At 55.5% G+C, this 24,786-nt stretch carries 30 protein-coding genes; 14 read left to right on the top strand and 16 right to left on the bottom strand.

All coding sequences use genetic code 11. From position 1 onward, the window contains the following. Positions 1-101: 101 nt before the first annotated feature. Positions 102-1,352, bottom strand: a complete 1,251-nt coding sequence (locus SIC15_RS15180; protein WP_227549439.1) for a fibronectin type III domain-containing protein — start codon at positions 1,350-1,352, stop codon at positions 102-104. Between the two features lie 653 nt (positions 1,353-2,005). On the opposite strand from SIC15_RS15180, the gene SIC15_RS15175 reads away from it, so the two are divergent. Continuing rightward, the gene (locus SIC15_RS15175) at positions 2,006-2,383 is read left to right on the top strand and encodes a nuclear transport factor 2 family protein (protein WP_412536343.1); all 378 of its coding nucleotides are present in this window, start codon (positions 2,006-2,008) and stop codon (positions 2,381-2,383) included. A gap of 15 nt (positions 2,384-2,398) precedes the next feature. Here SIC15_RS15175 and SIC15_RS15170 read toward each other — a convergent pair whose 3' ends face one another. Continuing rightward, the gene (locus SIC15_RS15170; protein ID WP_209400488.1) at positions 2,399-2,602 is read right to left on the bottom strand and encodes a hypothetical protein; all 204 of its coding nucleotides are present in this window, start codon (positions 2,600-2,602) and stop codon (positions 2,399-2,401) included. Positions 2,603-2,719: 117 nt separating this feature from the next. On the opposite strand from SIC15_RS15170, the gene SIC15_RS15165 reads away from it, so the two are divergent. Both SIC15_RS15165 and SIC15_RS15160 read left to right on the top strand, forming a co-directional pair. Continuing rightward, positions 2,720-3,010 carry a rhodanese-like domain-containing protein gene (locus SIC15_RS15165; protein ID WP_412536342.1) on the top strand — a complete coding sequence of 97 codons (291 nt, stop codon included), beginning with the start codon at positions 2,720-2,722 and terminating at the stop codon, positions 3,008-3,010. Between the two features lie 80 nt (positions 3,011-3,090). Then, positions 3,091-3,249 carry a hypothetical protein gene (locus SIC15_RS15160; RefSeq protein WP_167352711.1) on the top strand — a complete coding sequence of 53 codons (159 nt, stop codon included), beginning with the start codon at positions 3,091-3,093 and terminating at the stop codon, positions 3,247-3,249. 80 nt (positions 3,250-3,329) lie between these two features. On the opposite strand, the gene SIC15_RS15155 is transcribed toward SIC15_RS15160, so the two are convergent. Both SIC15_RS15155 and SIC15_RS15150 read right to left on the bottom strand, forming a co-directional pair. Further along, positions 3,330-3,998 carry a glutathione S-transferase family protein gene (locus tag SIC15_RS15155; protein ID WP_412536341.1) on the bottom strand — a complete coding sequence of 223 codons (669 nt, stop codon included), beginning with the start codon at positions 3,996-3,998 and terminating at the stop codon, positions 3,330-3,332. Between the two features lie 90 nt (positions 3,999-4,088). Further along, positions 4,089-4,982, bottom strand: coding sequence for a patatin-like phospholipase family protein (locus tag SIC15_RS15150; protein ID WP_412536340.1), 894 nt, complete (start codon positions 4,980-4,982; stop codon positions 4,089-4,091). A gap of 144 nt (positions 4,983-5,126) precedes the next feature. Here SIC15_RS15150 and SIC15_RS15145 point away from each other — a divergent pair, with 144 nt between their 5' ends. Beyond that, positions 5,127-5,582 (top strand): GatB/YqeY domain-containing protein, encoded by a 456-nt coding sequence (locus tag SIC15_RS15145; protein WP_069184333.1) that lies wholly within the window; start codon positions 5,127-5,129, stop codon positions 5,580-5,582. Positions 5,583-5,621: 39 nt separating this feature from the next. On the opposite strand, the gene SIC15_RS15140 is transcribed toward SIC15_RS15145, so the two are convergent. Continuing rightward, positions 5,622-6,491: a hypothetical protein gene (locus tag SIC15_RS15140; protein ID WP_412536339.1), complete on the bottom strand. Its 870-nt coding sequence runs from the start codon at positions 6,489-6,491 to the stop codon at positions 5,622-5,624. Between the two features lie 94 nt (positions 6,492-6,585). On the opposite strand from SIC15_RS15140, the gene SIC15_RS15135 reads away from it, so the two are divergent. The 3 genes from SIC15_RS15135 (at position 6,586) to SIC15_RS15125 (ending at position 8,950) form a co-directional block, all read left to right on the top strand. Continuing rightward, complete coding sequence (locus SIC15_RS15135; RefSeq protein ID WP_412536338.1) at positions 6,586-7,281, top strand: VWA domain-containing protein; 696 nt, start codon at positions 6,586-6,588, stop codon at positions 7,279-7,281. A gap of 46 nt (positions 7,282-7,327) precedes the next feature. Then, positions 7,328-8,047, top strand: a complete 720-nt coding sequence (locus SIC15_RS15130; RefSeq protein ID WP_412536337.1) for a DnaJ domain-containing protein — start codon at positions 7,328-7,330, stop codon at positions 8,045-8,047. A gap of 108 nt (positions 8,048-8,155) precedes the next feature. Then, positions 8,156-8,950, top strand: coding sequence for an amino acid ABC transporter substrate-binding protein (locus tag SIC15_RS15125; RefSeq protein ID WP_412536336.1), 795 nt, complete (start codon positions 8,156-8,158; stop codon positions 8,948-8,950). Here the strand turns inward: SIC15_RS15125 and SIC15_RS15120 are convergent. The 4 genes from SIC15_RS15120 to SIC15_RS15105 all read right to left on the bottom strand — a co-directional run bounded on the left by SIC15_RS15120 (position 8,870) and on the right by SIC15_RS15105 (position 13,369). Further along, positions 8,870-10,948 (bottom strand): PHA/PHB synthase family protein, encoded by a 2,079-nt coding sequence (locus tag SIC15_RS15120; protein WP_412536335.1) that lies wholly within the window; start codon positions 10,946-10,948, stop codon positions 8,870-8,872. The two genes, SIC15_RS15125 and SIC15_RS15120, sit on opposite strands and share 81 nt — an antisense overlap. Positions 10,949-10,973: 25 nt before the next feature. After that, positions 10,974-11,717 (bottom strand): 3-oxoacyl-[acyl-carrier-protein] reductase, encoded by a 744-nt coding sequence (fabG, locus tag SIC15_RS15115; RefSeq protein WP_412536334.1) that lies wholly within the window; start codon positions 11,715-11,717, stop codon positions 10,974-10,976. 108 nt (positions 11,718-11,825) lie between these two features. Next, a complete protein-coding gene (locus tag SIC15_RS15110) occupies positions 11,826-13,043 on the bottom strand; it encodes a polyhydroxyalkanoate depolymerase (RefSeq protein WP_412536333.1) in 1,218 nt (405 codons plus the stop codon). Then, a complete protein-coding gene (locus SIC15_RS15105) occupies positions 13,040-13,369 on the bottom strand; it encodes a 2OG-Fe(II) oxygenase (protein WP_136630557.1) in 330 nt (109 codons plus the stop codon). The genes SIC15_RS15110 and SIC15_RS15105 overlap by 4 nt, the downstream gene beginning before the upstream one ends. Positions 13,370-13,480: 111 nt before the next feature. On the opposite strand from SIC15_RS15105, the gene mtgA reads away from it, so the two are divergent. From mtgA to SIC15_RS15090, 3 genes are all read left to right on the top strand, one after another. Next, on the top strand, positions 13,481-14,173 hold the full coding sequence (mtgA, locus tag SIC15_RS15100; RefSeq protein WP_412536332.1) for a monofunctional biosynthetic peptidoglycan transglycosylase: 693 nt from the start codon (positions 13,481-13,483) through the stop codon (positions 14,171-14,173). 97 nt (positions 14,174-14,270) lie between these two features. Beyond that, on the top strand, positions 14,271-14,750 hold the full coding sequence (locus tag SIC15_RS15095) for an NADAR family protein (protein ID WP_412536331.1): 480 nt from the start codon (positions 14,271-14,273) through the stop codon (positions 14,748-14,750). A 193-nt stretch (positions 14,751-14,943) separates the two neighbouring features. Then, positions 14,944-16,464, top strand: coding sequence for a diguanylate cyclase (locus SIC15_RS15090; RefSeq protein ID WP_412536330.1), 1,521 nt, complete (start codon positions 14,944-14,946; stop codon positions 16,462-16,464). Between the two features lie 88 nt (positions 16,465-16,552). On the opposite strand, the gene tenA is transcribed toward SIC15_RS15090, so the two are convergent. Together tenA and SIC15_RS15080 are read right to left on the bottom strand one after the other, a co-directional pair. Next, entirely contained in the window at positions 16,553-17,221 is a 669-nt protein-coding gene (gene tenA / locus SIC15_RS15085; RefSeq protein WP_412536329.1) for a thiaminase II, read from the bottom strand. Between the two features lie 24 nt (positions 17,222-17,245). Then, positions 17,246-17,458 carry a penicillin-binding protein gene (locus SIC15_RS15080; protein ID WP_136630549.1) on the bottom strand — a complete coding sequence of 71 codons (213 nt, stop codon included), beginning with the start codon at positions 17,456-17,458 and terminating at the stop codon, positions 17,246-17,248. 176 nt (positions 17,459-17,634) lie between these two features. Between SIC15_RS15080 and SIC15_RS15075 the strand changes: the two genes are divergently transcribed. Together SIC15_RS15075 and SIC15_RS15070 are read left to right on the top strand one after the other, a co-directional pair. Then, positions 17,635-18,282: a DsbA family oxidoreductase gene (locus tag SIC15_RS15075; protein WP_412536328.1), complete on the top strand. Its 648-nt coding sequence runs from the start codon at positions 17,635-17,637 to the stop codon at positions 18,280-18,282. A gap of 20 nt (positions 18,283-18,302) precedes the next feature. Then, positions 18,303-18,758 (top strand): DUF4112 domain-containing protein, encoded by a 456-nt coding sequence (locus SIC15_RS15070; RefSeq protein ID WP_291906304.1) that lies wholly within the window; start codon positions 18,303-18,305, stop codon positions 18,756-18,758. 14 nt (positions 18,759-18,772) lie between these two features. Here the strand turns inward: SIC15_RS15070 and codA are convergent, their stop codons facing one another. From codA to codB, 3 genes are read right to left on the bottom strand one after another with little or no spacing between them, the layout of a single operon-like run. Beyond that, positions 18,773-20,029, bottom strand: a complete 1,257-nt coding sequence (gene codA / locus SIC15_RS15065; protein WP_412536327.1) for a cytosine deaminase — start codon at positions 20,027-20,029, stop codon at positions 18,773-18,775. Between the two features lie 29 nt (positions 20,030-20,058). Further along, entirely contained in the window at positions 20,059-20,682 is a 624-nt protein-coding gene (locus SIC15_RS15060; protein WP_412536326.1) for a PucR family transcriptional regulator, read from the bottom strand. After that, complete coding sequence (gene codB, locus SIC15_RS15055; protein ID WP_412536325.1) at positions 20,683-21,966, bottom strand: cytosine permease; 1,284 nt, start codon at positions 21,964-21,966, stop codon at positions 20,683-20,685. It lies immediately after the preceding gene. Positions 21,967-22,317: 351 nt separating this feature from the next. Here codB and SIC15_RS15050 point away from each other — a divergent pair, with 351 nt between their 5' ends. After that, positions 22,318-23,397 (top strand): GGDEF domain-containing protein, encoded by a 1,080-nt coding sequence (locus tag SIC15_RS15050; protein ID WP_412536324.1) that lies wholly within the window; start codon positions 22,318-22,320, stop codon positions 23,395-23,397. A gap of 16 nt (positions 23,398-23,413) precedes the next feature. Further along, entirely contained in the window at positions 23,414-23,806 is a 393-nt protein-coding gene (locus SIC15_RS15045) for a DUF2784 domain-containing protein (RefSeq protein WP_412536323.1), read from the top strand. A 13-nt stretch (positions 23,807-23,819) separates the two neighbouring features. Here the strand turns inward: SIC15_RS15045 and SIC15_RS15040 are convergent, their stop codons facing one another. Beyond that, positions 23,820-24,023 (bottom strand): DUF3185 family protein, encoded by a 204-nt coding sequence (locus SIC15_RS15040; protein WP_069184313.1) that lies wholly within the window; start codon positions 24,021-24,023, stop codon positions 23,820-23,822. Between the two features lie 116 nt (positions 24,024-24,139). Next, a complete protein-coding gene (locus SIC15_RS15035) occupies positions 24,140-24,766 on the bottom strand; it encodes a class I SAM-dependent methyltransferase (RefSeq protein ID WP_412536322.1) in 627 nt (208 codons plus the stop codon). Between the last annotated feature and the right edge of the window lie 20 nt (positions 24,767-24,786).

Raw genomic sequence — 24,786 nt, 5'->3', positions numbered from 1 at the left:
CATACGGCAATTGGCGGAGACGGGTGTTTTCTAGTCCCGTCCCCCTCTATCAAACGCGGGTTACTGCCCTTATGTTCCCGGATAGCTATCGTGGTTGAACGCTATATTTCCTTTGACACGACGGCAGACCAATCACTGAACATGCCTTCCACATCTACTGTACGAATCGTGAAATACCATACACCGTTTTCAAGACCTTCAACGGTGAACTTCATGGTCGATGCTGAACTGATCTCAACTTTGCCGGTCATTGCTGTAATGTTATTGGTTTGGCCATATCGGATTTCGTAGCCATCCAACTCGCCCATTGAAATGCTCTCTCCATTCTCTCTGGTCAACGGCGCATTCCATGACAGTGTTGCAGTGCCGAGAGCAGGTTCTGGCTCAGGGGTTGGCTCTGGTTCCGGGGCAGGCTCTGGTTCCGGGGCGGGCTCTGGCTCGGGTGCAGGCTCTGGTTCCGGGGCGGGCTCTGGCTCAGGGGTAGGCGTTGGCTCAGGGGTTGGCTCTGGTTCCGGGGCAGGCTCTGGTTCCGGGGCAGGCTCCGGCTCCGGAGTAGGTTCTGGCTTCGGGGTAGGCTCTGGCTCAGGAGTGGGCTCCGCAAGCTCCATTGACCGTCGCGCCAGGGAATCGGCCGCGTTCGCCAACGTTGCTGCATCAATCCCCACACCTTTTTGATCAGCCAGGGCACTCGCCTGCGCACTGGCGGCCAGCAACAGTAGCTCGCGGCTGAGTCCCATGCCATTCTCGCCGCCGCTAGCTGGAAGCTCGCCAGACGACTGAATGGACTCAAGTGCAGCATTGATCACGTCGCCAACGTTGCTCCAACGGCTATCCGCAGCAAGTGAAAGAAAAGCAGCGTTTACCAGTGCAAGTTCAAGCTCTGGCTGGCTGGCATCCAGCGACGCCGGATGAGTAAGGCTCAAAGGTTGCTTTGCCATCGTTCCCTCAGGGATACCGAACCAGGACTCTACGGTCGTGGTTGCCCGATCAAAACCCTCTGCTGTTAGTGCAACGTCTTGCCGTTTTGCCAGTTCCACTGCCAACGTGCTTAACGGTGTGAGATAGGCGCGTTGAACACCATCTACTGCGCTGAGACTTGAAAGCTTCAGGTTGTTGCCCGGAGAGAATGGTTCGCCAAATGCGGCCATACTACTGGTGCCCGCATGCCGGCAACCCTCGCTTACATCGCAAACCATTTCCGTCGCGGTATCCGAGGAGAGTTCAAGCACTACGATTTCGCCGCCGCCCGCGTGCGATGGCGCATTGAATGAGAGCGTAAATTCTCCGTTTTCTTCGGTACGAATGGGGTGGGTTAGTATTGTGAGTTCCCTATCTGTTACGGCTTGTTTCATTGACGCCGAGATCAATCCGTTACTGATCGCTCCTTTCATGGCAACGCCGCTGATTTCTATTAATTCGCTACTTTGTGAGTCTGAATTGCCGGTGTTGCCAACTGCGCTGTCGCTGTCACTGGAGCAGCCGGTGAGGGTGAATAAGCACGTGATAAAAAACGCGCCCAACCTCATAACATTTGGAGAACCCATGAAAGCTCCGTTGAATAAAAAATGAGCGAAGAGTCTATCCGGGAGCTTTGTCAAATTGTGTTAAATGATGTCTAACAAAGGTATGAGAAAAAGCGGCGAATACGCGTGATTTTTGCCGGCTGAACGGGTCTGTTTTGGCGCACTATCTCTGCGAAAGCTCGCTCAGAATTTTCTGAAGAAATGTTGAAACAAACATTTAGATTTCCGAGCTAAAGTGAATTAGATAGTGCTATGCCGCGGGCAAGGTCTTCGAAAAACGATGAACAAATATCAATGTGGATATCGAAAGCTTATTAAACCTTATTAATGGTTGATGGTTTTGCTGCTAATCCAGGCAACTGATCAGCACCTGCACTGATTTCCATTACTGAGTGACTCTGTTGCTGCAGGCCCTGATAGGCTAATGTCCAAGTTAAGTGGGGCCAGTTTAGATTATGAGTTCCTGATTCTGGAGAATGGTCATGCAGCCAAAGGACATTGTGGCTCAGTTCATTGAAAACATTCGTGCCCAGCGGTTAGATGAGGCCAAGGATCTGCTTGCTGAAGAGGGCTTTGAGTACGTGGGGCCCAACATGCGATTCTTGAACCGGGACGACATGTTGGCCTACCAGTTCGGTATGTTTGCCATTCAGAAAGACCTGGTTCTACGGCAACTGAGTGCCGACGGTGAGCACGTGTTTGCGATCCTGGATTACCGCACTTACTTCGAGCCGATTGGTGATGTGCGCCTGGCAATCTGGTGTCGCGTAAGGGAGCAAAAAATCCGGTGCGTTGAAACCTTCTACAACGCAGCGGTGATTGAAAACATGCTAGGCGGGAGTTTGCCTGCAGCGGGGTGATTCAAGCCTCGAACTTCAGAGTTCGACAAACCTCGGCACAACCATGAGTACGACCCCTACGGCCAGCATTTCCCATGCGCTACTGGCCAGATAAGGATAGATGATCATGGCAATGCCGCAGTATCGGGTGACGATGTTTTTCCTGCGCCGGCCATACATGAAATACCCGAAGCCGATGCAGCCGAACAGCAGCGCCAGCAAGATGTCAGCGGTTTCCATGCAATGAACTCCTCCGTTCTGTTTCACCGTATAGATTGTTGCTGAAAGTCTGAAATGAATACAGGGAGCAAGATAGAAATGAGAGTGTCTGGTTTAGTAAAAACGGTGCTAATCCTGTTGTCACTGGTCCTATCGCCGATAGTAGCCCATGCGAACGCCGTGTGGATTGATGTCCGCACCGAGGCCGAGCATCGGCAAAGCCACATTGATGGCGACCCGTTGATTCCGCACACCCGGATCGTTGCGCAGGTCACCGAGAGGTTCCCGGACAAAGACACCGAGATCAATCTTTATTGCCGCAGTGGTAACAGGGCAGGCAAGGCGAAGGCGGCACTTGAACGCGCGGGCTATACGAATGTGGAAAACAAGGGCAGCCTGGCAGAGGCGCGCCAGGAACGCGGCCTTTAGGAAGCGAACAATTTTTAGCCACATCGGGTATAATGAGAGGCTTATGCTGTAAAACAAGCCACCTTGACCTGGATACCAACATGAGCAAGAAAAACGAGAAAGCTACCCTGACCTCCGCCGAAATTGAGGAACAGACTGCCGCCTTTTTGAAAGCGGGCGGGTCTGTCGAATATGTCGGCAAGGGCCAGAGCGGACAAGTTTCTTCCACAGGTTCAAAGCAGATCAGCCTGAAAAAGTAACGCGCGGCTCAAACCCATTGACGAGCTCACTCCGATGCGCGCCAGTGTGTGAATAGTTTCGACATGACTGTGCTGCCTCTTCAGGCAAAGTCGTAGTCACCGCCTTTCTCAAGTGCTTTCTGATAAGCCGGCCTGGCGTGAACCCGTTTCACCCAGCCGGTGATGTGAGGCCGGTTCTTACCGACAATGCCCCTGGCTACCGAGGCTTCAAGCGGGAAGCTCATCTGGATATCTGCAGCGCTCAGTTTGTCACCCAGGAACCACGTGTTCTTCGCGAGGTGGCCTTCCACAAAGTCCAGATGGGTCTTGATCATCGGGCCGATGAAGGTTTCATTGGTTTTATCTGAAATGCCCTTGGCGACCGGTTTGATAAAGAACGGCATCGGACTGGTTTTGACCTTTTCAAACACCAGGCGCATGACCAGAGGGGGCATCAGTGAGCCCTCGGCATAGTGCAGCCAGTAGGTGTAGTCGAGCCAGGTCTGGCCGCCGCTCTCGGGCAGCATGGTGTCTTTGCCGTAGGTGTAGGCCAGGTATTCAATAATGGCGCCGGATTCGGCCACCACCAGATCGCCGTCGGTAATCACCGGGGATTTGCCCAGCGGGTGAACCTTCTTCAGGCTTTCGGGCGCCAGCATGGTTTTGGGATCACGCTGGTAATGCTTGATCTCATAGGGCACACCCAGCTCTTCCAGCATCCAGAGAACGCGTTGTGAGCGGGAATTATTCAGGTGGTGGACGGTAATCATGCGCAAGCTCCGTTCGCATCGAAAAATGATCGGGTGTGAAGAGTAGGCTTCAAAAAGCGTTTTGGTTCACCGCGGAAGGTGATTGTTGGGCTAATGCCGATTGCGTACGGCAAAGCCGTGGCGTTTGAGCTCCTTGAGAATCTCGGGAACCTTGAAGGGCATCAACGTACGGGTTGTCTTCAGAAGGCTGATGGCAACGTGCATTCGCTTGTACCAGAGAACCTGGCGGATCTTTTTCTTCATGGGGTGATAGCCCTCCAGGTACAGCTCCTCAACACGGTCTGCGTTATTGGTGAGGCTATAGCTGCTCAGGTCCAGAGGCACGGCTATATCGGCATTCTTGAGTTGCTTGCGGGTGTTGAAATCGATGCCAATATTGATGGCGTTGGTGATCACATCGAAGGTGTTATCCGGCTTCGGGTATCGGCTCACATGGCTGAGATCAACCGCTACAGTGATGCCGGCGCCCATTTTCGCCAGTGGTGAAATCGGCACATTTTCTACCAGCCCGCCGTCCACCAGTGTTTTCCCATCGATCTCTACCGGTACAAACAGGCCGGGTACCGCCATTGAGGCGCACACAACGTCTGCCAGGTTGCCCTCCCGGAAGATCAACTGTTCGCCGGTTTCGATATCCGTTGCGCAGATGGCCAGTGGAATCTTGGCGTCTTCGATCCGGACATCCCCGAGATCCCGATGGATCATCTCGCGAACGGTATTGGTGCTGAAAAGCCCGCCGCGCTCGAAGGTAAAGTTGATGATTTTCGAGAGGTTCAGGGTTGAGCAGATGGAAAGGATGGACTCCGCCGGGCGGCCAAAAGCGTAGTAGCTCGCGATGAGGGCGCCGGCGCTTGTGCCCGAAATACAGTGAATCCTGATTTGCTCTTCCTCGAAGGCTTTGAGCACACCTATGTGCGCAATGCCCTTGGCAGCGCCACCTCCCAGAGCCAGACCGATGCGGGTATTAAACGGGTTGAGTTTCATAGCTTAATGATCACGGTGCGTAGATTCGGAAACGAAAGGTTATCTGCATTCTACAGTGCAGCGGACTTCATGGAATGCATACCCTTTGTATTATTCCGGAATCGTCCCCATAAACGTTAAGTCCCAAACAATAGGAGATCGGAAATGACGGCACCAACTCTGAAGGAACAACTGAACAACGCGGTAAAGGAGGCAATGCGCAACAAGGATAAAACCCGTCTGGTTACCTTGCGCATGGCCCAGTCTGCCGTAAAGCAGATCGAGATTGATGAACGCCGCGAGCTCAACGATGAAGATGTTCTGAAGGTGCTCGACAAGATGCTCAAACAGCGCCGCGATGCCGCGAGTCAGTATGATGACGCCGGCCGCGAGGAACTGGGTGACAAAGAGCGCGCCGAAATGGTGATCATTGAAGAGTTCATGCCCGCGGCCCTGAGCGAAGATGATCTGGATGGTTTGATCCGAATGGCCATCAGTTCAACCGATGCCCAAGGGATGCAGGACATGGGCAAAGTGATGAACGAACTGAAGCCCCAGGTACTTGGCCGGGTAGAGATGGGGCATTTGAGCAAGAAGGTGAGGTCTGCGCTGGCGGGTTGAGCGCCGGCGTTTGCCTGCTCGCGGGCATTAATGCCCCGGTTACCAATCCAGCCTGAGGCTGGCGAGCAGGGCGTCACCCAGTTTCAGATCCACCGTGCCCGTGTTCAGGTCTTTGTGCCGGACACGGGTATCGACGCTGGCGCCGACGCCAAGAATCACCGCCGGCCAAGCCCTGCGCCCGTCGTAGGCCCGGTATTCAAGTTCCGTTCTCCACTCCCGCAAATACAGAGCGCTTTCCACTTCCCTGGTTTGGTCAAGCGTCGCCCAACGGTCCCCGTTTCGTTCCACCCGAAACTCCCAGCGCTGCTCGGGGGGTTGCCATTTTAGTAAAACCGGCAGGTCGAGCAGCCAATACCCGTTTTCGTTGCTGTGTTGCCAGCGAATTCTGGGAAGCCAGCGGAAGGACCCGAAGCGATGGTCGCCGCCGATCCCGATGCTCAATGGGCTTGTTTCATCCATTGCCCGGAACACTGCGATGCGGCCGTTCAACACGTCACTGTGAAAGTCCCGGTGCTTGAACATGTTGGAAGTGCCGGCAACGCCGGCCCGTGCTTCCACGCGGTAAAGCCGATGCTGCCAATCGCCACCGAAGGTCAACCGATGGAGGTGCCCGTTGTGGGCCGGTTCGCCTGTGCGGATTCTCAGTGGCTGGTAATCGTAATCGATGCCAAAGGTGCTCGCAGAGTTCTGCTGTTGCCAGCCCAGGCCGCGCTGCGAGCGGGTCACCTCGTTGCCAGATGGCAGATCCTCTGGCCAATCGTAAGCTTGCCACTGGCGATAGAGCAGATAAAAAGAGTTTGAGGCCTGCGCCTTGCAGGGTATTGCGAGGATGGCAACAAGGAACGGCGCCAGAAGGCAAAAACGGAGTCTGGCCAGGTTCCTGATTCGGTACCAACGCTCTGCATCCACGATGCCCCGCCTCTTGCCAAACCTGTGAATTGAGCAATCTATGCCCTACTATTTTAGCGTCAGATTCTGCAATCGCTGCGATTTTCAGGAGCCCATGGCCGATAAAGATTTACGAATCCGATCCGACAAACAGGCGATCGATCAGTTTATTAACGAGGTTCGCTCGCTGCCTAAACAGGGTGGCGGCCAGGGGCGTCTGATTTTTGCACTGGACGCAACCGCAAGCCGGGAGGCAACCTGGGATCAGGCTTGCCATCTGCAGAGCGAACTGTTTATGGCAACCCGGGATCTGGGCGGTCTAGCCATTCAGCTTTGCTACTATCGTGGCTTCGGTGAATTCAAGGCTACGGGTTTTGTGACCGAGACGGGGCAACTGCTGAATCTGATGAACGGCGTGTCCTGCCTCGGTGGCCGAACCCAGATCAGCCGGGTGCTGGGCCACGCGGTGAAAGAGACTCGCACAAACCCCGTCAAGGCGGTGGTGTTTATCGGCGATTGCTGCGAGGAACCGGTAGACGAGCTCTGCCATACCTCCGGGGAATTGGGCATGCTGCGCACGCCGGTATTTATGTTTCATGAAGGCAGTGACGCCCACGCCAGGGCGGTTTTCCAGCAGGTGAGCAAGCTCTCCGGCGGCGCATACGCGCCCTTTGATCGGAGCAGCCCGCAGGTTCTGAAGGATCTTATGGCGGCGGTCGCGGTCTATGCTTCCGGGGGAGCCAAGGCTCTGCAGGACTTTTCCAGCCGCAGTTCCCCGGAAGTGAAGCGCCTGACAAAACAGATCCGATAGTGCTTCTGGAAATCCATTCGAGGGCCGGTGAGCCCGGGGTATCTGAGTGCCGTTAACTCTTGTTGCCATCGTGGTCGCGGTTGTTGCCTGGATGTGGTTGCGCAATCAGCCAGCCAGCCAACGTAATGCCGCCATTCTCAAACTCGCTTTGTTGGTCGGTATCGGGATCGTGGTCGTTCTCGCCGCAACCGGTCGCCTGCATTTTGTGTTCGCGGGGTTGGCGTTTCTTTATCCGCTCTTGCGTCGATTGCTGCCCTCACTATTGCGCGGTGGACTGGGTGGTATGGCTGGCGGAGCTCAAGCCAAATCCGGCAATCAATCTCACGTGTCCAGTGACATCCTGGAGATGACCCTGGACCACGATTCCGGAAACATGAGTGGCAGAATCATAAAAGGGCCCATGGAGGGCCGTGATTTGTCAGATTTGAGCGAGAGCGAGTTCCTGGAACTGCTGCGCTATTGCCGGGCGCAGGACGAAGACTCGGCCCGGCTCTTGGAAAGTTATCTGGACCGCCGGTTCGGTGATTCCTGGCGACAGGATGATGAGACTGCCTCCGAAGGCACGGAGTCAAGCGGAAATGGCAATGCTGGAGGTCCTCTGACCGAAAGCGAAGCGCTGGATATCCTGGGGCTGGAGCCCGGCGCGAGCCGCGAAGAGATTATCAAGGCCCATCGACGGATGATGCAGAAGCTGCATCCGGATCATGGTGGCAGCAATTATCTGGCGGCGCGCATCAATGAGGCCAAGGAGTGTTTGCTAGGCTGAAGGGCGGCCCGGTTCGCAGGCGTTTTGCCATAGTCGGTTGCCTGTTCTGACGGTTAGCGATATTGTTCAAAAACTGAACTTCTCTGGGCCCGGGGGAGAGTGCCGCAGTTGAAGACATCAACGTTGGTCTCGTGGATCTTGCTTTTTATATTTGGTTTGCCCCAGTCCGGGCTCGCCGAGTCAATAAAGAGGCTGAAAGTACTCGCGCCCGAAATCCCGGGCGCAGCCGAGCCAAATCTCGAAGGGCGTGATATAGAGCTGGTTCTGGCGACGTTCGAGGAGTGCGGCTTCAGTGCCCAATTCGTTATGCAGCCCTACGAGCGGCATGCGCGTACTTACCGGGAACGTCAGGACTTCGATGCCATCATGACTGTGCCTCTGCACTGGCGTCTTCCCGGGTACTCCACATCTGCCTACATCTGGTATCAGAACGGAGCCTTCTATAACCATTCGCGTGTCGGGCCGATTGAGCGTATCAAGGATCTGGCCGGGCTTAACGTGGTGACTTTCCGTCAGGGTGTTGATGTTCTGGGGATCAGCAACAATGTCCCGGAATTCGCCTCTCTTACAGAGATTGCCGATCAGACTATTCACTCGCGGCTACTCTTCATGGGGCGGGTCGATGCGATTCTGGCTGATGGATTTGTGGTAGCTGAGGTCAATCGAAGAATATTTCTCGAGAAGCGTCGTGGTGAGAATTGGCCCTCTCAGTCTGATACCTTCCGATTTGCACCTATATTCAACCCTGCGCCGCACAAAATGGTTTTTCGGAACCCTGACCTTGCCGCTGCATTCGACCAATGCTTCGATGATCTGCGGCAATCAGAGGTGATCGCTGACATCAATCAGAAATACATCGACAAATACCAGCATGTATTGCGTTTCAGGTATCTGGCACGGTAACTGCCGATCTGTTTGGCTTTCCCGAGAGGCCCCTGGGGGCCTCACCGCAAACTTTCTCCGCAAACTTGTTATCTCATGTTCTCGATTGCTCAGCCATTTCACTGGCTGACTTTTTCGGCTACCCGGGATTTTTGCTTGCCGGATGCCGTTTTTTTTGCGCGGTGATGGTTGTCGCTTCCTGACTGCTGGCGTGGGAGGTGCCGGCTCATTCCGCAAATAGGAACCTGGAGCCGGCTCGATGACTGGCAGATTTCTCTCTCCCGGAGTGCGGGCTTGCACTTCGCCGCCACCGAATTGTTCCGCCCACGCCACCCAATCGGGCCACCAGGAACCTTCAAACTGCTCGGCACCTTCCAACCATTCATCCGGGTTTGCTGGGTTGTCTTCGTTCAGGCGATAACCGTACTTTTTCTTCTCGGGTGGATTGATGATTCCGGCAATATGTCCCGAACCGCCGAGTACAAAACGCAGTGGCCCGCCCAGGTTGCGCGCGCCTTTGTAGCAGGAAACCCACGGCGCTATGTGGTCTTCAATGGCGGATGCGAAATAGCTTGGAATCTTCACCTTTCTCAAGTCGATTGGCGTGCCCGCCAGGGCAATGCCGCCGGGCTCACGCAGCCGATTGTTCAGATACATATTGCGCAGGTAAAAACTGTGCATGGCCGCAGGCATGCGCGTGGCATCCGAGTTCCAGTAAAGGAGATCAAAGGGCGCAGCGTCACGACCCAGGAGGTAGTTGTTGACGAAGAACGACCATATCAGACTGTTGGCCCGAAGCATGTTGAAGGCCGTTGCCATGGAGGCGCCTTCAAGATAGCCCTGTTTGTTCATAGCCTTTTCTATTTTCGCAATAGAATCCTCGTCGATGAAGACTTCGAGATCGCCAACATCTGAGAAATCCATCATGCTGTTGAGAAACGTCGCGCTTTTGACCCGGTCGTCGCCACGAGCGGCCAGCCAACCGAGCGTGCAACCCAGCAGGGTGCCGCCGATGCAGTAACCCACGGTGTTGACTTCGCGCTCACCCGTTGCCTGCTCAATAGCATCCATGGCGGCGACCGGACCTTCGAGCATGTAGTCTTCAAAGGTCTTGTGCGCCAGCTCTGGGCCGGGATTGACCCAGGAAACCACAAACACAGTGTGTCCCTTCTCTACCCAATAGCGGATGAAGGATTTTTTCTCGCCAAGATCGAGGATGTAGTACTTGTTGATCCAGGGCGGAATCACCAACAGAGGCCGACGATGTACAGTTTCGGTGGTAGGCCGGTATTGGATGAGTTGCATCAGATCGTTCTGGAACACCACGTCGCCGGGTGTGTTGGCCAGATTGTCGCCCACCTCAAAGGCGTCCGGGTCGGACATGCGAAACGGCATCGGGCCCTTTCCCTCGTCCAGATCACGTAACAGGTTCGCCAGTCCACGCAGCAGGTTTTTACCGCGTGTCTTTACAGTAGTTCGCAACACTTCCGGATTGCTCAGAACGAAGTTGCTGGGAGCGAGGGCATCGGTCATCTGGCTGGTGAAAAAGCGGACTTTCCGTCTCTCGTGATCGTCCATGTCCCGGACATCATCAATGGTGTCCATTACCCAGCGTGTTGTTAATAGATAGGCCTGCTTGAGGGCGTTGAAGGCGATGACGTCGTTCCAGGCCTGGTCACGGAACCGACCGTCGCCAGGCTCTGGTTCTGCTACGGTCAAAGGTTTCTTGCCAATACCGCTGGCGAGAAGGCCGGACCAGAACAGACTGGTGTCCTTGAGCAGTCGCATCTGCGCGAATAGAAGTGTGTCGGGTTGGGTTGCAAGCTTGCCAGTCAGGGTAACGAAGGGCCTGGCCATGCTACTCACGCTGGCGGGGTTCGGCGGGCCACCGCGTAATCGGCGCATGACAGAGCGCTTGAGCAGACGGCCACCATGAATACCTACTCGTGCCAGAGAGCGGCTTACCACATTGGGTTCGAAGTCAGGCGTTGTTTGCTTTTTTATTGGTTTATCAGCCATTTTCTCGCCTTCTGCTTTGTTCGTGTCACATGTAGACGCCGCCGTTCACATTGATCTGCTGGCCAGTGATGTAATCCCCCTCTGCGGCCAGGAAAACCACGGCGCGGGCAATTTCCTCCGGTTTGCCGAAACGCCCCATCGGAACCCGGGCAATGATCTGCTCCCGGATATTCTCCGGAACCTCGGCGAGCATTTCGGTTTCGGTGAAGCCCGGGGCAATGGCATTGACGGTGATGTTGTATTTGGCCATTTCGAGCGCGAGGGTCTTGGTAAAGGCGATAATGCCGCCCTTGCTGGCTGCGTAATTGGCCTGCCCGAAGTTGCCGGCCTGCCCGACGAACGATGTGATGTTGATGATACGGCCGTACTTCTGGTCCATCATTATTTTCAACACTTCCGAGCAGGTGGCGTAGACGCTGCCCAGGTTGGTATCCAGGACGTCGTTCCAGTCATCGTCAGTAAGCTTCTTCATGGACTTGTCTTTGGTGATGCCGGCGTTGTTCACCAGAATGTCTATGCGGCCCCACTGATCATGAACCTGACGGACCAGGCTGCGCGCTTCCGGCATCTTGGAAAGGTCTGCTTTGAAGGACAGTGCCCGGACGCCAGTTGCCTCGATTTCCCTGGCAACTTCGTCGCCTTCGGACTGGCGGGAGCGGTAGTTGATGGCGACGTCAGCGCCGCGTTGAGCAAGTTGCAGTGCGATGTGACGACCGATGCCTCGTGAGGCTCCGGTTACCAGGGCGACCTTGCCCTCGAGGTCCTGCATGACATCCTCCCTGGAGCGGTGGCCCGCTCTGATTGTTATTCCTTATTATTCATCACCTCATTTAAGCTAGCAGAGCACCTGAGTGGCGACAAGAAAATGTGACGCCTGTCACGCTTGGCTAATGAATGTCTTGAGGCGAGGCGCAATGGATTCGCGCCATTGACTGCCGTTGAAGACGCCGTAGTGGCCAACCCCTTCCTGGAGGTGGTGCAGGCGCTTGGCATCGGGAATACTCACGCAGAGGTCGTGAGCGGCCCGCGTTTGTCCGGGGCTGGAAATGTCGTCCTTCTCGCCTTCGATCGTCATCAGCGCCGTCTTCTCGATAGCGGCGGGGTTCACCTTCCTGCCCCGGTGCGTGAAGCAACCGCGGGCAAGGTGGAATTCCTGAAAGACACGCTGGATCGTGTCCAAGTAAAAGGTGGCCGGTAGATCCATGACCGCGAGATATTCGTCGTAGAATTCACGATGACGTCTGATCTTGTCGACTTCTCTGTCTCGCATGGACTTGAACAGGCCCCGGTAGGCGTCAACGTGCCGGTCGAAGTTCATGCTCACGAATCCGGACAGTTGCAGAAACCCTGGATAAACCTTGCGCATGGCGCCCGGGTAGGGCGCGGGTACCGGGTGCACCAGGTTGCGTCGGAACCAGGCGAGGTTATGTTTGGTGGCCAGTTCGCAGGGAGCGGTGGGATCAATACGTCCGTCGATGGGGCCGCTCATTAGGGCTAGTGAGCGCGGTGTCGCCGGGTTTTTATCCTCGGCCATGAGGGCGGTGGCCGCGAGCACCGGCACGACAGGCTGGCAAACCGCCAATACATGGGTATCAGGCCCAAGCTGTTCAATAAAATCGATGACGTAGTCGATATACTCGTCTAGTCCAAAATCTCCAGCGGACAATGGGACCCGGCAGGCATCGCGCCAGTCGGTAATGTAGACGTCGTGATCTGGCAGCATTTCCTTGACGGTACCCCGCAGCAGCGAGGCAAAGTGTCCGGACAAAGGGGCGACGATCAGGAGTTTCGGGTCATCAGGTCGCGATACACTGCGCTGGAAGTGCTTGAGCTGGGCAAAGGGTTTTCGCTGGACAATGACTTCACTGACGTCTACTTCCTCGCCATCGCACACCGTTGAATGCAGATTGAACGCCGGTTTCGGGTAGCGTCGGGTCAAATCGCCAAATACACCATAGGCTGAGGCAATACTGCGAGCGCCCGGCAAGCGGGACAGGGGGCTGAGAGGATGCCTGAGCAATTTGCTCTGTGTGTCTGTCATCATACGCAAGGGCATCAGCGCTGCGCGGCTCATTTCATGGGCAAAATACATCATGGCACTGTCCTGCTGGAGTTATGGAGGCCGGAAGTCAACGCAAAGCTCAGTAGCCATCGATTTCCGCGCTCGATCTTCGATACCCGATGCTGATACAGGTCCGGGCGAAAGAGGTACACTCTTCCAAGAAGGTTGAAGATGTTCTTCTCGCAAATGAATTCGCCGCCCGCCTTGGGCTTGGCCAGAACGCAATTGAGTTTGTAAAGCCGGCCCTCGGAAACCATGTCCACGTGCGGCCCTACCTTGTGCCCTTCTGGATATCGGACCAGGTATATATTCAGGCGTCTGGAATGAAAGAGAATCCGGGTTTTTACTTTTTCAGGCATGGTAGTGGCACACGCTCTCGCAGAATCACTATCAGCAGTTTGCGCGCTGTGTGTCCCATTGGTCAATTATGGCGAGGGAACTGGCTCGTAGAGAGATGAGGATTTGAACGTATGTCCAGAGCATCAGGTGGTAGCAAGCTTTTGCGATGGTTTTTGCTGCTAAGCGCTGGCGCTATCGTGCTGGTCCTGTTGGTGGTGCTGATGTTCCGGTTCGTAAATCCACCCACCTCGGCCTTCATGCTGGGGTATCAGGTTCAAAGCGCGAACAGATCCCTCGCTCACGAATGGGTGCCCATAAATGAGATCTCTGCCTGGATGCCGCTGGCAGTGGTTGCCAGCGAGGATCAACGCTTCCCGCATCACGCGGGCGTGGATTTTGAGGCTATACGCCAAGCCCTCTCGGAGTACAGGGCGGGCGAGGGGCTTCGAGGGGCCAGCACCATCACCCAGCAAACGGCTAAAAACCTGTTCCTGTGGAACGGGCGCAGTTTCGTCCGCAACGCTGTTGAGGCAGGTTTGGCCGTTGTCATAGACGGCCTCTGGCCCAAGCAGCGCATACTGGAAGTTTACCTGAACGTTGCTGAGTTCGGACCCGGTATCTATGGGGTCGAAGCGGCAAGTCAGGCCTACTTCGATAAGCCTGCCCGTCACCTCACTGAGTACCAGGCAGCGCTGCTCGCGGCCGTGCTTCCAAATCCGAAGGTTTTGCGTGTCAACGCACCGTCCACTTATGTGCGGGAGCGAGTGGTCTGGATTCAGGGGCAGATCGCACAGCTTGGTGTTGGATATCTGCAGGATCTCTAGTCTTGCAAGAGGAGCAGGTTTATTGGCGTGACCCCTGGCGCAGACTCGTTGATACTGCAGATATTGCAGGACCACTTATTGTTAAAGGATTGTACCAATGTCTCTCTTCCCCGATGACAACGGCGAGAACGACCTGTTCATGTCGCGAACCGACCCGGACAACCCGCTGGGCACCCATGCCCCCTACAGTTTCGAGTTGGAAGGCAAGATCTGGCCAACCGTGGAACACTATTTCCAAGGCATGAAATTCACTGATGACAACCGCCAGGAAAAGGTGCGCAACGCCGATACGCCGGCCAAGGCAGGTAAGCTTGGGCGCAAACGCCACAAGAGCCTGCGGCGGGACTGGAAGCAGGTGCGCGAAACCGTTATGACCAGAGGGATCTACGTTCGCTGCCGGACCCACCCCAAGTTGGCGGAGGCTTTACTGGATACCGGCGACACGAAAATCGTTGAGAACAGCAACTTCGATTATTTTTGGGGTTGTGGCGGGGATCGGCGGGGTGAAAACCGGTACGGGAAGGTGTTGATGAAAGTGCGGGCGAAGCTGCGTGAAGAGCAAGAATCTGCGAGCTGATCCCTGTAGATCGGTTCGCCTTTTGCAATTCTGCATGTAGCTAATTTAGACGTGTTTTCTTGCGAAGAGGGTCAGTTGGGATAAAGTATAGGTGTGGGGGCTCGACCTTTCGCACCAATCGAACAAAGAGCCTTGCAGGGACGATTTGGCTTTTCTAACCCATCAAGCACGGACGGTAACAGAGACTCAGGCCTTGAACGTTTCTCGTCAACCAGTCTTATTTCCGCTTGTTGTGGGCCTGCTTTACTATCTGGGTGCCTGGATTGGAGTTCACTACGTTGCTCTGGATAGCGGCATAGTAGTGCTCTGGCCACCGAACTCTGTATTGCTCGCGGCGCTGCTGGTTCAGCCGAGGAGCCGTTGGTGGTCACTGTTTCTCGTTGTTTTGGCCGCAGAAATTGCAGCCGATATCTCGGTATTTTCTCTGTTCCACGCGTTGCTGTTCGGCGCCATCAACATCGCCGAGTGCGTGCTGGCGGCCAGCCTGATTCGGTGGTTTCTCGATCGAAGTCTCGATTGGAGTGAGCCCAAGGACCTGAGTCTCTTCCTGGTTACCGTCTTTCTCATAGCGTCGCCGCTCGCCGCACTGGGCGGCGCATCGATCTATTCTTTCCTGCTTGAAAGAGACACTCCATTTCTCACGTTGTGGCGGCTTTGGTGGGTAGGGGATGCGACAGGGTTGATCATCTTGACGCCTTTTCTGCACATGATTTTGAGTTCGGGCCTTTTGAAGCAAGTGGTTAACAGCAACTGGCATGTACGTATGGAACTTGTCGCCGCCTCGATAGCCGGCCTCTTAGTCTGTTACCTGATCTTCGTGTTTGACTTTTCCTCAGAAAATTACCTGGCACTGTCCCCATTGGCAGTGGCTGTAGTTCCGGCATGGGTTGCTGTCCGTTTTGGACCGCTCGCGGGTTTCCCCCTGGCTACAGCTGTGGCGCTTTTCGTAGCTCTCGCCACTGCTTCGGGAGTTGGCCCTTTTGTTAGTGAGAAACAGGATCTCAGCGCTTTATTCGCTCAAGAGTTCATTATCGTTTTCACCGTGTTGCTACTATACGTGGCCGCGTTCGTCGACCAGAACCGCCGAAAGTCTGGCGAGCTCAAAAAAGCTCTGGTAAGGGTCCAGCACCTGAACCAGGCCCTGGAGGAGAGAGTCCGGCAACGCACGCAGGAATTATTTGATGCTAATCAACAACTACAGACCCTTGCACTGACTGATGAACTCACTGGTATCCCTAATCGAAGGCGAATGAGAGTGCTGGGAGAGGAAGAGGCGAAGCGTAGCGAACGATCTGGCCGTCCCTTTAGCGTCATGCTGATGGATATCGATCATTTTAAACGGGTCAACGACCAGTATGGACATGCCGTTGGCGACGAATGCCTAAAGGCATTTGTCAGGGCGATTGCACCTTCCCTTCGGTCTATTGATCGTTTTGGACGGTGGGGTGGGGAAGAATTCATGATCATCGTGCCGGATTCCGATCATGTAGATCTTTTGATGCTCAGTGAAAAGGTGTTGGAATGTGTTCGAGAGGTAATTATCGCTGTCGATGATCAACGTGTGGGCATGACAGTATCGATCGGTGTTGCAGAGTGGCACCACGCCACCTTTGACAAGCTGGTTTCGGAAGCCGACGACGCTCTCTATCGGGCCAAGTCCAAAGGCAGAGATCGCGTAGAAATCAACTTGCGCGGACTGCGGGTGACCGAGTAGAGATGCGAACTAGTGTTCCTGGCGACGGGGTTGTCAGCCAGGCCTGATTTATTGCGCCGAGTCTTTATTCCTGAGCCGAGCCGACGAATCAGTCGCTTTGGTCCAGGCCCATCTTCCAGAAATCGATCTCGAGACGTGTGGCATCGCTGAAAATCCGGGTCAATTCTCTGAAACGGCCAGGGGAGACGTCGGCCAAACGCTCATTGAGCCAGCCAATTTCAGCCTGCATGGCCTCCTGAAACTCGTCGCTTTCATACATCTCGATCCAGGCATCATAGGGATTGCTGTCGCCCCGAATAGTCTCTGCACGACTGTTCAGCCAGTTGGCGATTTCGCCGTAGCCCACCATGCAGGGTGACAGGGCGACGTGCAGGTCCAGCAGATCGCCCCGGTTGCCGGTATCCAGAACATAGCGGGTGTAGGCCAGTGTGGCGCGGGCCTCTGGCAGATCGGCAAGCTCTTGTTCAGAAATTCCCCATTCCTTGCAGTAGCTGATGTGCAGATCCAACTCCACATCCACGATGGCCTGTAAACCCTCCTTGGCCTGGCGGAGGTCTGACAGTGTCGGGCTTTTGTAGGCAGCCAGGGCAAAGGCACGGGCAAACTGGATCAGGAACAGGTAGTCCTGCTTCAGGTAGTGTTGGAACGCCTCGGGCGCGAGCGACCCATTACCGAGTTGCTGCAAGAAGCTGTGCTGGATGTAGGCCTGCCATTCATCTTGGCAGCTCTTTTTCAGGTCTTCGAACTGATAAGGCATGCTTTCTCCTGAAGTGCGGTGGGCTCAGTAACAGGAATTGGGGGATGAGTCAGGGTTGATCTCGCCGGCGACTTCTTCCGGATCAATGCCGTGACGGGTCAACACTTCCCGCACAAAGTTCACCTGAGCCAGAATTCTGTCGGCATCATCCCCATACTCAAACCGATTAATTTCGACCGGCTGGGGCATGAAGGTAAAGGCGGTTTTCAGAGCGGTGAGTGTATCTTCATCGGCCATTGGCAGACTCCTCATGCGGTTTGATTGATAGATGAAGAGTATACGCAAGTCATTGGGGAAAGGCCGACAGGCAGCCATGGAAAAGCAATTGATCCCGGGCATCTTGCGGGAGATTGCTGATCGGTGTCCGTGTTAGTCTGAGGGATGATGTATTCCACCAGCTGACAGGATTCCCCATGCAAAAGATTCACATCGACATTGTTTCCGACATCGCCTGCCCCTGGTGTGCCATTGGGTATGCGCGTCTGGAACAGGCCATTAAGCAGTTGGCGCCTGAGTATGAATTCGGCGTTCAGTGGCATGCCTTTGAACTGAACCCGGACCACAGCGGAGAGGGCGAGCCTATTCTCCCGGCGCTGGCCAGAAAGTACGGCCGCAGCGAAGAGGAAATGCGTGCAACCCAGAATCAGATGATGAGCATCGCAAAGGATCTGGGCGTCAACTTCGAGAAGCTGCAGGAACGTCTGACCACCAATACGTTTGACGCTCACCGGCTGGTAAAATGGGCAGGAGAGCAGGGACTGCAGACTGAGATGAAACTGGCGCTCTTTGAGGCCTACTTCGGAAGGGCAGAGGATGTCTCCGATCCGAGTGTCTTGTTGAGCTGCGTCGAGAATCTGGGGCTTGATCGCGCCAGGGCGGAGCAAATTCTGAATTCCGACGAATATGCCGACGTGGTGCGCGCGGACGAGGCAACGTATCAACAGGCCGGTGTTTCGGCAGTGCCGGCATTCATCGTGAACGGGAAATACCTGATCTCCGGTGCGCAAGAACCCGATACCCTGGTACAGGCATTTGAGGAAATCGCTGCAAAGCCTGAGTGAGTGCGTTAACGGGAGCCAAAATGCCGAAACCTTCCGAAGCCCGGCAGCGGGCCATTCTGGCACGGCTGGATAAATTCAGCCGCTTTACCGATAGCAACATCGCGATTCCGTTCACCAATGTACGGATTGGTGCGGAGGCAGTGATTGGCCTGTTGCCCGTGGTGGGAGACATGGCCGGCCTGGTGCTGGCAAGCTACGTGCTGGTGGAGGCGCAGCGGGCGGGCGCCAGTAAGACAGTTAAGCTTCGCATGCTGCGCAACATGGGCATTGATTTCCTGGGCGGGCTCTTGCCGGTGGTCGGTGATGCGTTCGATGCGGTCTACAAAGCCAACACGCGGAATACCCGCCTGCTCCGAAATTACCTGGAGAAAGAACTGGCCATTGAGCCACCTCCACCGCCCTTCCCCTGGATGACTGTCATCGGGTTGTCGGTTCTGTTTGCCGTGGTGACCGGTGGCCTCACGCTTTTGTTCTGAACCGGGCAGCTTTCTTAAAGCATCAGGCCGGATTCCGGGTGGGATGCCTCCCGCCGGACCAGCACTTGCCCGTCTCGTACAGAAGCCAGCACCGGTCGTTGTCCGAGCAGCACTTCATAGGGTGTGGTTCCCTGAAGCACCACGCACCGTGCTGGCATCCCCTCGTAAACGCCATACTCATCAAGGTCCAGCGCTGCCGCGCCATTGTCGGTAATCAGTTCCAGCGACCGGTCGATCCAGCTCATGCCCAGCATATGGCAGGCGTGCAGACCGACATCGAGGGTGCGGAGCATGTTGCCATTGCCCATCGGATACCAGGGGTCGCGAATCGAATCCTGGCCGAAGGCAACCTTCAGTCCGGCATCAAGCAGCTCGGGGACCCGGGTGATGCCGCGGCGTTTGGGGTAGCTGTCGAACCGACCCTGCAAATGCAGGCTTTCCGTAGGCATGGAAAGAAAGCGCAGCCCGGACTTTTTCAGTAATCGGAACAGGCGGCTGCAGTAGGCATCGTTATAGGAGCCCATGGCGCAGGTGTGGCTGGCGGATACCCGGGAACCGTAATCCAGTCTGAGGGCCTCGGCGGCCAGAACCTCCAGGAACCGGGATTCCGGATCATCAATTTCGTCGCAATGGACATCCACCAGCCGGTCGTTTTTGTGGGCCAGCTCCATCAGCCAGCGAACGGATTCCGCGCCGTAGTCCCGGGTAAACTCGAAGTGGGGGATGCCACCAACCACATCAGCTCCGAGCCGCACGGCTTCCTCCATTAGCTCACGCCCGTTTTTGAAAGACCAGATGCCCTCCTGGGGAAATGCGACGATCTGCATATCTACAAAGGCTGCGGTGTTCTCGCGAACCTCAAGCATGGCCTTGAGGGCCGTCAGGCTCGGATCCGTTACGTCCACATGGGTACGGACGTACTGGATGCCGTGAGCGGCAAACAGTTTCAGTGTCTGGGTGGCGCGGTTAATGACATCCTGGTGGCTCAGGGTTGTCTTGCGCTCGGACCAGCATTCAATGCCTTCAAACAGGGTGCCGCTCTTGTTCCATCGGGGCTCGCCGGCCGTCATGGCAGCGTCCAGGTGAATGTGCGGTTCCACGAAAGGTGCGGTGACCAGATTGCCTCCGGCATCCAGTTCGCCGTCTCTGGTGGTGGCGTTGTCGGGTTGGGCCGTGATACCTGAAAAGCGTCCGTTGGTGATCTCGAGCCTGTACAGCCCATCCTGGCCCTGTAAACGCGCGTTGGCTATGGCATTCAATGGTGTGGTCATATTGTCTCCGGTAAGTCGCTCACCAACCTTTATGGTTTCAATAGCAGGTGGGCCTTTAAGAGTGTTCTGAATTTTTCAGTGGTGTTGCTCGGTCCTGGTAACGATTCACTGAGTTGGTTCATTCGGTTGCGTATCGTGTTTCTGTGACAACCCAATGCTTCTGCCATGGCACTCTGGTTTCCTCGGCAGGCGATCCAGGCGTCGAGCAATTCGGTAGATTCCGCCAGAATGGACGGATCCACCTGCTCAATCGATGTATGTTCGGACCAGACGATGGCTCTGCCGATGGCCTCCGTGACTTCCACCATGGGCAGCGAATAGGGCTGTTCGAACAGAGGTATCGCGAGCTCGTCGGCCAGCCGACAGAGCGTGTTGGGCAGTTGGCCAATATAGGCGTCTCCGGTCAGGACGACGAGTCCGGAGACATTGCATTCTTTACCTTCATACAGGCATTCCGCCAGATTCTGGGGGCTGCGATGCCGGCTAATGCCGGTAACGAACACCAGCTCGCCACCTTTGACCCAGTTCTTGAACGAGCGGTTTTCCGCCACATAGGGCCAGCGTACCGGGTTATCCCCGGCGGACTCCCCGCCCCGGAGCCGAATGGCGTCCAGGCCGGGCAGAAGTGGCACCTCCCGGCATCGCAGTGTCACTCAGATTGCTCCCATTACCTGTGCTTTGCGCTCACGGACAGCTTCGCTGACCACCAGAATGAGGCTGTAGCTCAAGGCCGCGACGAGGACACCCACAATGGGTGCAATCCAGGGGGAAGTATAGGCGGCTGCGGAGCCGATGGCGTAGGCCGCGAGCCCCGGGACGTTGAAAGCTGGCAGTGTGACCTTGGTCAGATCGGGATACTGGCGTTTATAGCCGACAAAGTAGCTGGCCATGATGACGCCACCGATCGGCGGGATAAAGGTACCAAGCAGAACAAGGAACGGGATCAGCCATTCGTACATACCCAGCACCGCCAGTACGGTTCCGATCGCGGCACCAGCAATGGTCACTGACTTGCGGCGGCGGGTACGGATCAGGTTGCAGCCTGCCACCGCAAAGTTGTAAACCGTGTTGTCCTGGGTGGTCCAGAGATTCAGGAACAGCATCAGGATACCGAGTGTGGCCAGACCCTGGGCGACCATGATGTCGACGATGTCGGCCTGCTGATAGACGAGGGCACCAAAGGCGCCGATCAGTGTCATCAGTCCGTTACCGAGGAAGAAAGCAAGCAATGTGGCGATCACCGCGGTTTTGCCGGATTTCGCGAAGCGGGTCCAGTTGGTGGCCTGGGTGCCGCCGCTGACAAAGGTGCCGAACACCAGCGTGATTGCCGCTGCAACGGTCATTTCATCCGTCGGGGTAATGGCCAGAAGCCCGGACAGGCCGCCGGCATCGGCCGTGGCGAAGGACATGCTGACGGCCACCAGAATGATCATGGCGGGCACAGCCACCCGAGATAGCCACTCGAGGCCTTGATAACCGATAAACGCGGTAACACAGAAGGCGAAACCGAACAGCACCATCAGCGGTGTTGTCATCCCCTCCGGCATCCCCGTGAGTTTAACCAGCAGAATTGCCATAGTGGCGGTGCCCCAGGCGTACCAGCCAATCTGGGTGAAGCCCAGAATAAAATCTGAAAGCTTGCTGCCCATCTCGCCGAAGGTGAACCGGCTCATCAGCGCAGTGTTCAGGCCTGTTTTCGCGGCGATATAGCCAAGCCCTGCTGCGTAGAGCCCCAGCAGCAGATTGCCGACCGCCAGCACCATGAGCATGGTGGAAAAGTCGAAGGCAACACCAACGCTGCCACCGGCCCACATGGTGGCGGTAAAGAAAGTAAAGCCAAGGAGGACCAGCCCCATGGACCAGACGCTTTTACGCTGATCCATGGGGACGGGGCTTAAGGGGTAATCCTGTTCTTTAGGTGTTGGTTCAGTGGTCATGGCGATCTCTCCGAGTCGTAGTTAACACAAGGAGAGTTGGCAACGTTTGTGCCATAGGGGTTTTTCGGGGCGAATCTTGTGGCCTGGTCGATCAGTCATTGTGCATGCTGCACAATAATGTTGTTGAAGAGCCGTTGACAGGAATCCCTTTGCTTCAACATGGTGCGATTTGGTGGCTAAGTTGCTCCTTTGGTGCGTCGAATGGTGAAAATGCTGATGGTTGAGTGAGGCCTGCGCTAAAAACCTAACAGTGGTACGTCTTTTGAACCTTCTATTTACTGGTGGTCAGGGCGAGAATTTGTTTAGACTCGGCATGTACAGGGAATCAAGTGCGTTGTGGATTTTACTTTTATGCCGACTCCTTCGGTTGAACTGAATACCGTGTCCTCCCGCGATCTGCTTATGCTGCGACTCTCAATCGTGGTTGGCGGGATTCTGATCTCCCTGTTCATGATTGGTGACCTTCAACTGATCCCTCCAGAATTGTCTGGCGCCTACATCACCAACAGGGCTCTTATCCAACTTCCGATTCTTGCTGGCCTGCTGGTTTTCACCTTTGCTCCGCAATTTCTGCGCTTTGCCCAGACAGCATTCCTGGCAACCGTTATCAGCATTACCTACGCGAATTACTACCTTATCCATGTGGCCTGGGAACAGGCGGCCTTCAGTTTTCCCTATGAAGGTACGCTGCTGTATGCCTTCTTTGGTTTCTTTGTTTTCGGAATGAAATTCTATTATGCGTTGGCTGCGATGCTGATCAGTTCGGCAGGCTTTGTCGGGTTGATGCTGCTGGATTCAGTTTACGGCGAGCGAACATGGATGAATGCCGGGTTCGTGGCTGGTTCATTGTTTGTCGGTGTTATTGGAAGGCACAGGATTGATCGATTGCTGGGGCAGCTTGAAGATGCCAACGAGCAGTTGGTTGGCCTGAGCACCGTGGATGGTCTCACGGAGTTGTTCAACCGGCGTGCTCTGATGAGCGAATCTGAACGCCTGTTTGCATTGAAGCGGCGTGCCAATCATCGACTCGCCGTGTTCATGATGGATCTGGATCATTTCAAGCAGTTCAACGATCGCTATGGCCACCAGGAGGGCGACCGAGCCATCCGCATCCAGGCCGACATCATGAGACAGGTATTCAAGCGGCAGACGGATATCCTCGGGCGCTACGGCGGCGAAGAATTCATGGCGGTGATCGAAGGCGACCATGCTGACCGTTTCGAACGACTTGCGACGGAAATACTCCGTCAATGGCAGGAACGGGCGGTGCCAAATGAGGACAGCCCCAATAGCAAGGTACTCAGCTGTTCCATAGGGATCTGTCAGGGCCTGGCCAGCGAATTCGATTCAATCGACGACATGATCAGAAGGGCCGACGAAGCCTTGTATTGCGCTAAAAGACAGGGCAGAGCCCGCTACGTGATGGGTTAGCGGTCGGAGATGAGCGATGGATACCTCCTGGTTCCTGGTCTTTGCTGATGCGCTCCTGATCCTGCACACGATGCTGGTGGCCTTCGTGATCCTCGGGCTGGTGGCAACTTTCGCTGGTTATTTCCTTCAGTGGCGGTGGGTCCGCAATTTCTGGTTTCGCCTGAGCCACCTGGCGGTTATTGCCGTTGTGGTTCTTCAATCCTGGCTGGGCGTGTTATGCCCGCTCACAAGCTGGGAAATGGCGCTCCGGGCCAAGGCCGGGGAGGCGGGCTATGAGGGATCGTTCATCCAGCACTGGCTGCAATCCATTCTGTATTACAGCGCTCCGGATTGGGTGTTTATTGTGGCTTACACGGTGTTTGGAGCGCTCGTCCTGGCCAGCTGGTTTGTGGTCAGGCCCGAGCGGTGAAAAACAGGCTGGGTTATTTCTTGAAGAATGTCAGGAAAGCGCCGGCTGCAGCAGCGGCCGCCCCGCCGATCAGGTACCACATGGTGTCGTCGGTAAATCGGCCTGTGACCGTCTCGGTTAGCTGGTTTCCTAGGGACTGGGTTGATTGATAGCCGAAATAAAGCAATCCGATGCCAACAACCAGTAAAACGATACCGACCAGCTTTGAACTTCCCATTCTGTTCTCCTTTTTGATTGGCGCTGAAATACAGCGCGCCGTGGGTCAGGGAAGCTTGCCATCCGATTCCGGTTTTTCCAACCGTTCTTATTACTCTGTTGGGGATAAACCCCGTCCTATTCTGGTTTTCTGGCAATCAGGAAGTAAACGTCTTTCGAGGTTTCAGGCACCCAGCGGTAATCAATCTGGAATCCGCCATGCTCCAGATGCCGCTCCAGCTGAGCACGGGACAAGAAATTAACATAGGGCGCGAGTCGCAGCACTCGAGCCAGGGCAGCGACTGGTTTCAAATAGGGGCAGGTATCTTGAAGGCAGGCGGTGTTGCTAATGAATACTCCGCCAGGTTTCAGCATGCTTGAAACCTGTTGTATCGCACCTTCGGGGTCTCGGAGCAGGTGCAGAATGTTCAACCCCAGAATTGCGTCGAACGCCTGCTGTCGATGTTGCATGTCGTCAAGTGTGGCAACCACAAAGCGGAGGTTGTCGGCGGATTTTTCTGTCTTTCGCTTTCGGGCAATGTCTATCATCCGGGGCGAGGCATCGGTTGCCAGGTAGCTACGCACCCTGGGAGCATGAATAAGTGCCGTCGATCCGGTACCGCAGCCGAACTCCAGAACATCCATTTCCGGATTGAGATATTTCTGGGTGAGGGCGATTTTTCGCAGATAGGCATTCTGGTCCGCGATTGGCCGTTGGGCGTAGCGTGCAGCGCTGCGGTTCCAGAAACTGATGGAAGAATTCATGATTTCGGCTCTTAGGGTAG

This window comes from Marinobacter sp. MIT932201 (assembly GCF_047123295.1).
Lineage (GTDB): Bacteria > Pseudomonadota > Gammaproteobacteria > Pseudomonadales > Oleiphilaceae > Marinobacter > Marinobacter salsuginis.
This window is presented reverse-complemented; position numbering and strand designations above follow the sequence as displayed.

Excerpts from the sequence above, each read along its gene's own strand:
- SIC15_RS15050 (WP_412536324.1), top strand. The coding sequence starts at position 22,318 with ATGCCGACTCCTTCGGTTGAACTGAATACCGTGTCCTCCCGCGATCTG.
- SIC15_RS15105 (WP_136630557.1), bottom strand. The coding sequence starts at position 13,369 with ATGCCTGAAAAAGTAAAAACCCGGATTCTCTTTCATTCCAGACGCCTG.
- SIC15_RS15075 (WP_412536328.1), top strand. The coding sequence starts at position 17,635 with ATGCAAAAGATTCACATCGACATTGTTTCCGACATCGCCTGCCCCTGG.
- SIC15_RS15045 (WP_412536323.1), top strand. The coding sequence starts at position 23,414 with ATGGATACCTCCTGGTTCCTGGTCTTTGCTGATGCGCTCCTGATCCTG.
- SIC15_RS15135 (WP_412536338.1), top strand. The coding sequence starts at position 6,586 with ATGGCCGATAAAGATTTACGAATCCGATCCGACAAACAGGCGATCGAT.
- SIC15_RS15095 (WP_412536331.1), top strand. The coding sequence starts at position 14,271 with ATGTCTCTCTTCCCCGATGACAACGGCGAGAACGACCTGTTCATGTCG.
- SIC15_RS15070 (WP_291906304.1), top strand. The coding sequence starts at position 18,303 with ATGCCGAAACCTTCCGAAGCCCGGCAGCGGGCCATTCTGGCACGGCTG.
- SIC15_RS15170 (WP_209400488.1), bottom strand. The coding sequence starts at position 2,602 with ATGGAAACCGCTGACATCTTGCTGGCGCTGCTGTTCGGCTGCATCGGC.
- codA (WP_412536327.1), bottom strand. The coding sequence starts at position 20,029 with ATGACCACACCATTGAATGCCATAGCCAACGCGCGTTTACAGGGCCAG.
- SIC15_RS15110 (WP_412536333.1), bottom strand. The coding sequence starts at position 13,043 with ATGATGTATTTTGCCCATGAAATGAGCCGCGCAGCGCTGATGCCCTTG.
- SIC15_RS15120 (WP_412536335.1), bottom strand. The coding sequence starts at position 10,948 with ATGGCTGATAAACCAATAAAAAAGCAAACAACGCCTGACTTCGAACCC.
- SIC15_RS15145 (WP_069184333.1), top strand. The coding sequence starts at position 5,127 with ATGACGGCACCAACTCTGAAGGAACAACTGAACAACGCGGTAAAGGAG.
- SIC15_RS15035 (WP_412536322.1), bottom strand. The coding sequence starts at position 24,766 with ATGAATTCTTCCATCAGTTTCTGGAACCGCAGCGCTGCACGCTACGCC.
- SIC15_RS15150 (WP_412536340.1), bottom strand. The coding sequence starts at position 4,982 with ATGAAACTCAACCCGTTTAATACCCGCATCGGTCTGGCTCTGGGAGGT.
- SIC15_RS15040 (WP_069184313.1), bottom strand. The coding sequence starts at position 24,023 with ATGGGAAGTTCAAAGCTGGTCGGTATCGTTTTACTGGTTGTTGGCATC.
- SIC15_RS15175 (WP_412536343.1), top strand. The coding sequence starts at position 2,006 with ATGCAGCCAAAGGACATTGTGGCTCAGTTCATTGAAAACATTCGTGCC.
- codB (WP_412536325.1), bottom strand. The coding sequence starts at position 21,966 with ATGACCACTGAACCAACACCTAAAGAACAGGATTACCCCTTAAGCCCC.
- SIC15_RS15080 (WP_136630549.1), bottom strand. The coding sequence starts at position 17,458 with ATGGCCGATGAAGATACACTCACCGCTCTGAAAACCGCCTTTACCTTC.
- fabG (WP_412536334.1), bottom strand. The coding sequence starts at position 11,717 with ATGCAGGACCTCGAGGGCAAGGTCGCCCTGGTAACCGGAGCCTCACGA.
- SIC15_RS15180 (WP_227549439.1), bottom strand. The coding sequence starts at position 1,352 with ATGAAACAAGCCGTAACAGATAGGGAACTCACAATACTAACCCACCCC.
- SIC15_RS15160 (WP_167352711.1), top strand. The coding sequence starts at position 3,091 with ATGAGCAAGAAAAACGAGAAAGCTACCCTGACCTCCGCCGAAATTGAG.
- mtgA (WP_412536332.1), top strand. The coding sequence starts at position 13,481 with ATGTCCAGAGCATCAGGTGGTAGCAAGCTTTTGCGATGGTTTTTGCTG.
- SIC15_RS15155 (WP_412536341.1), bottom strand. The coding sequence starts at position 3,998 with ATGATTACCGTCCACCACCTGAATAATTCCCGCTCACAACGCGTTCTC.
- tenA (WP_412536329.1), bottom strand. The coding sequence starts at position 17,221 with ATGCCTTATCAGTTCGAAGACCTGAAAAAGAGCTGCCAAGATGAATGG.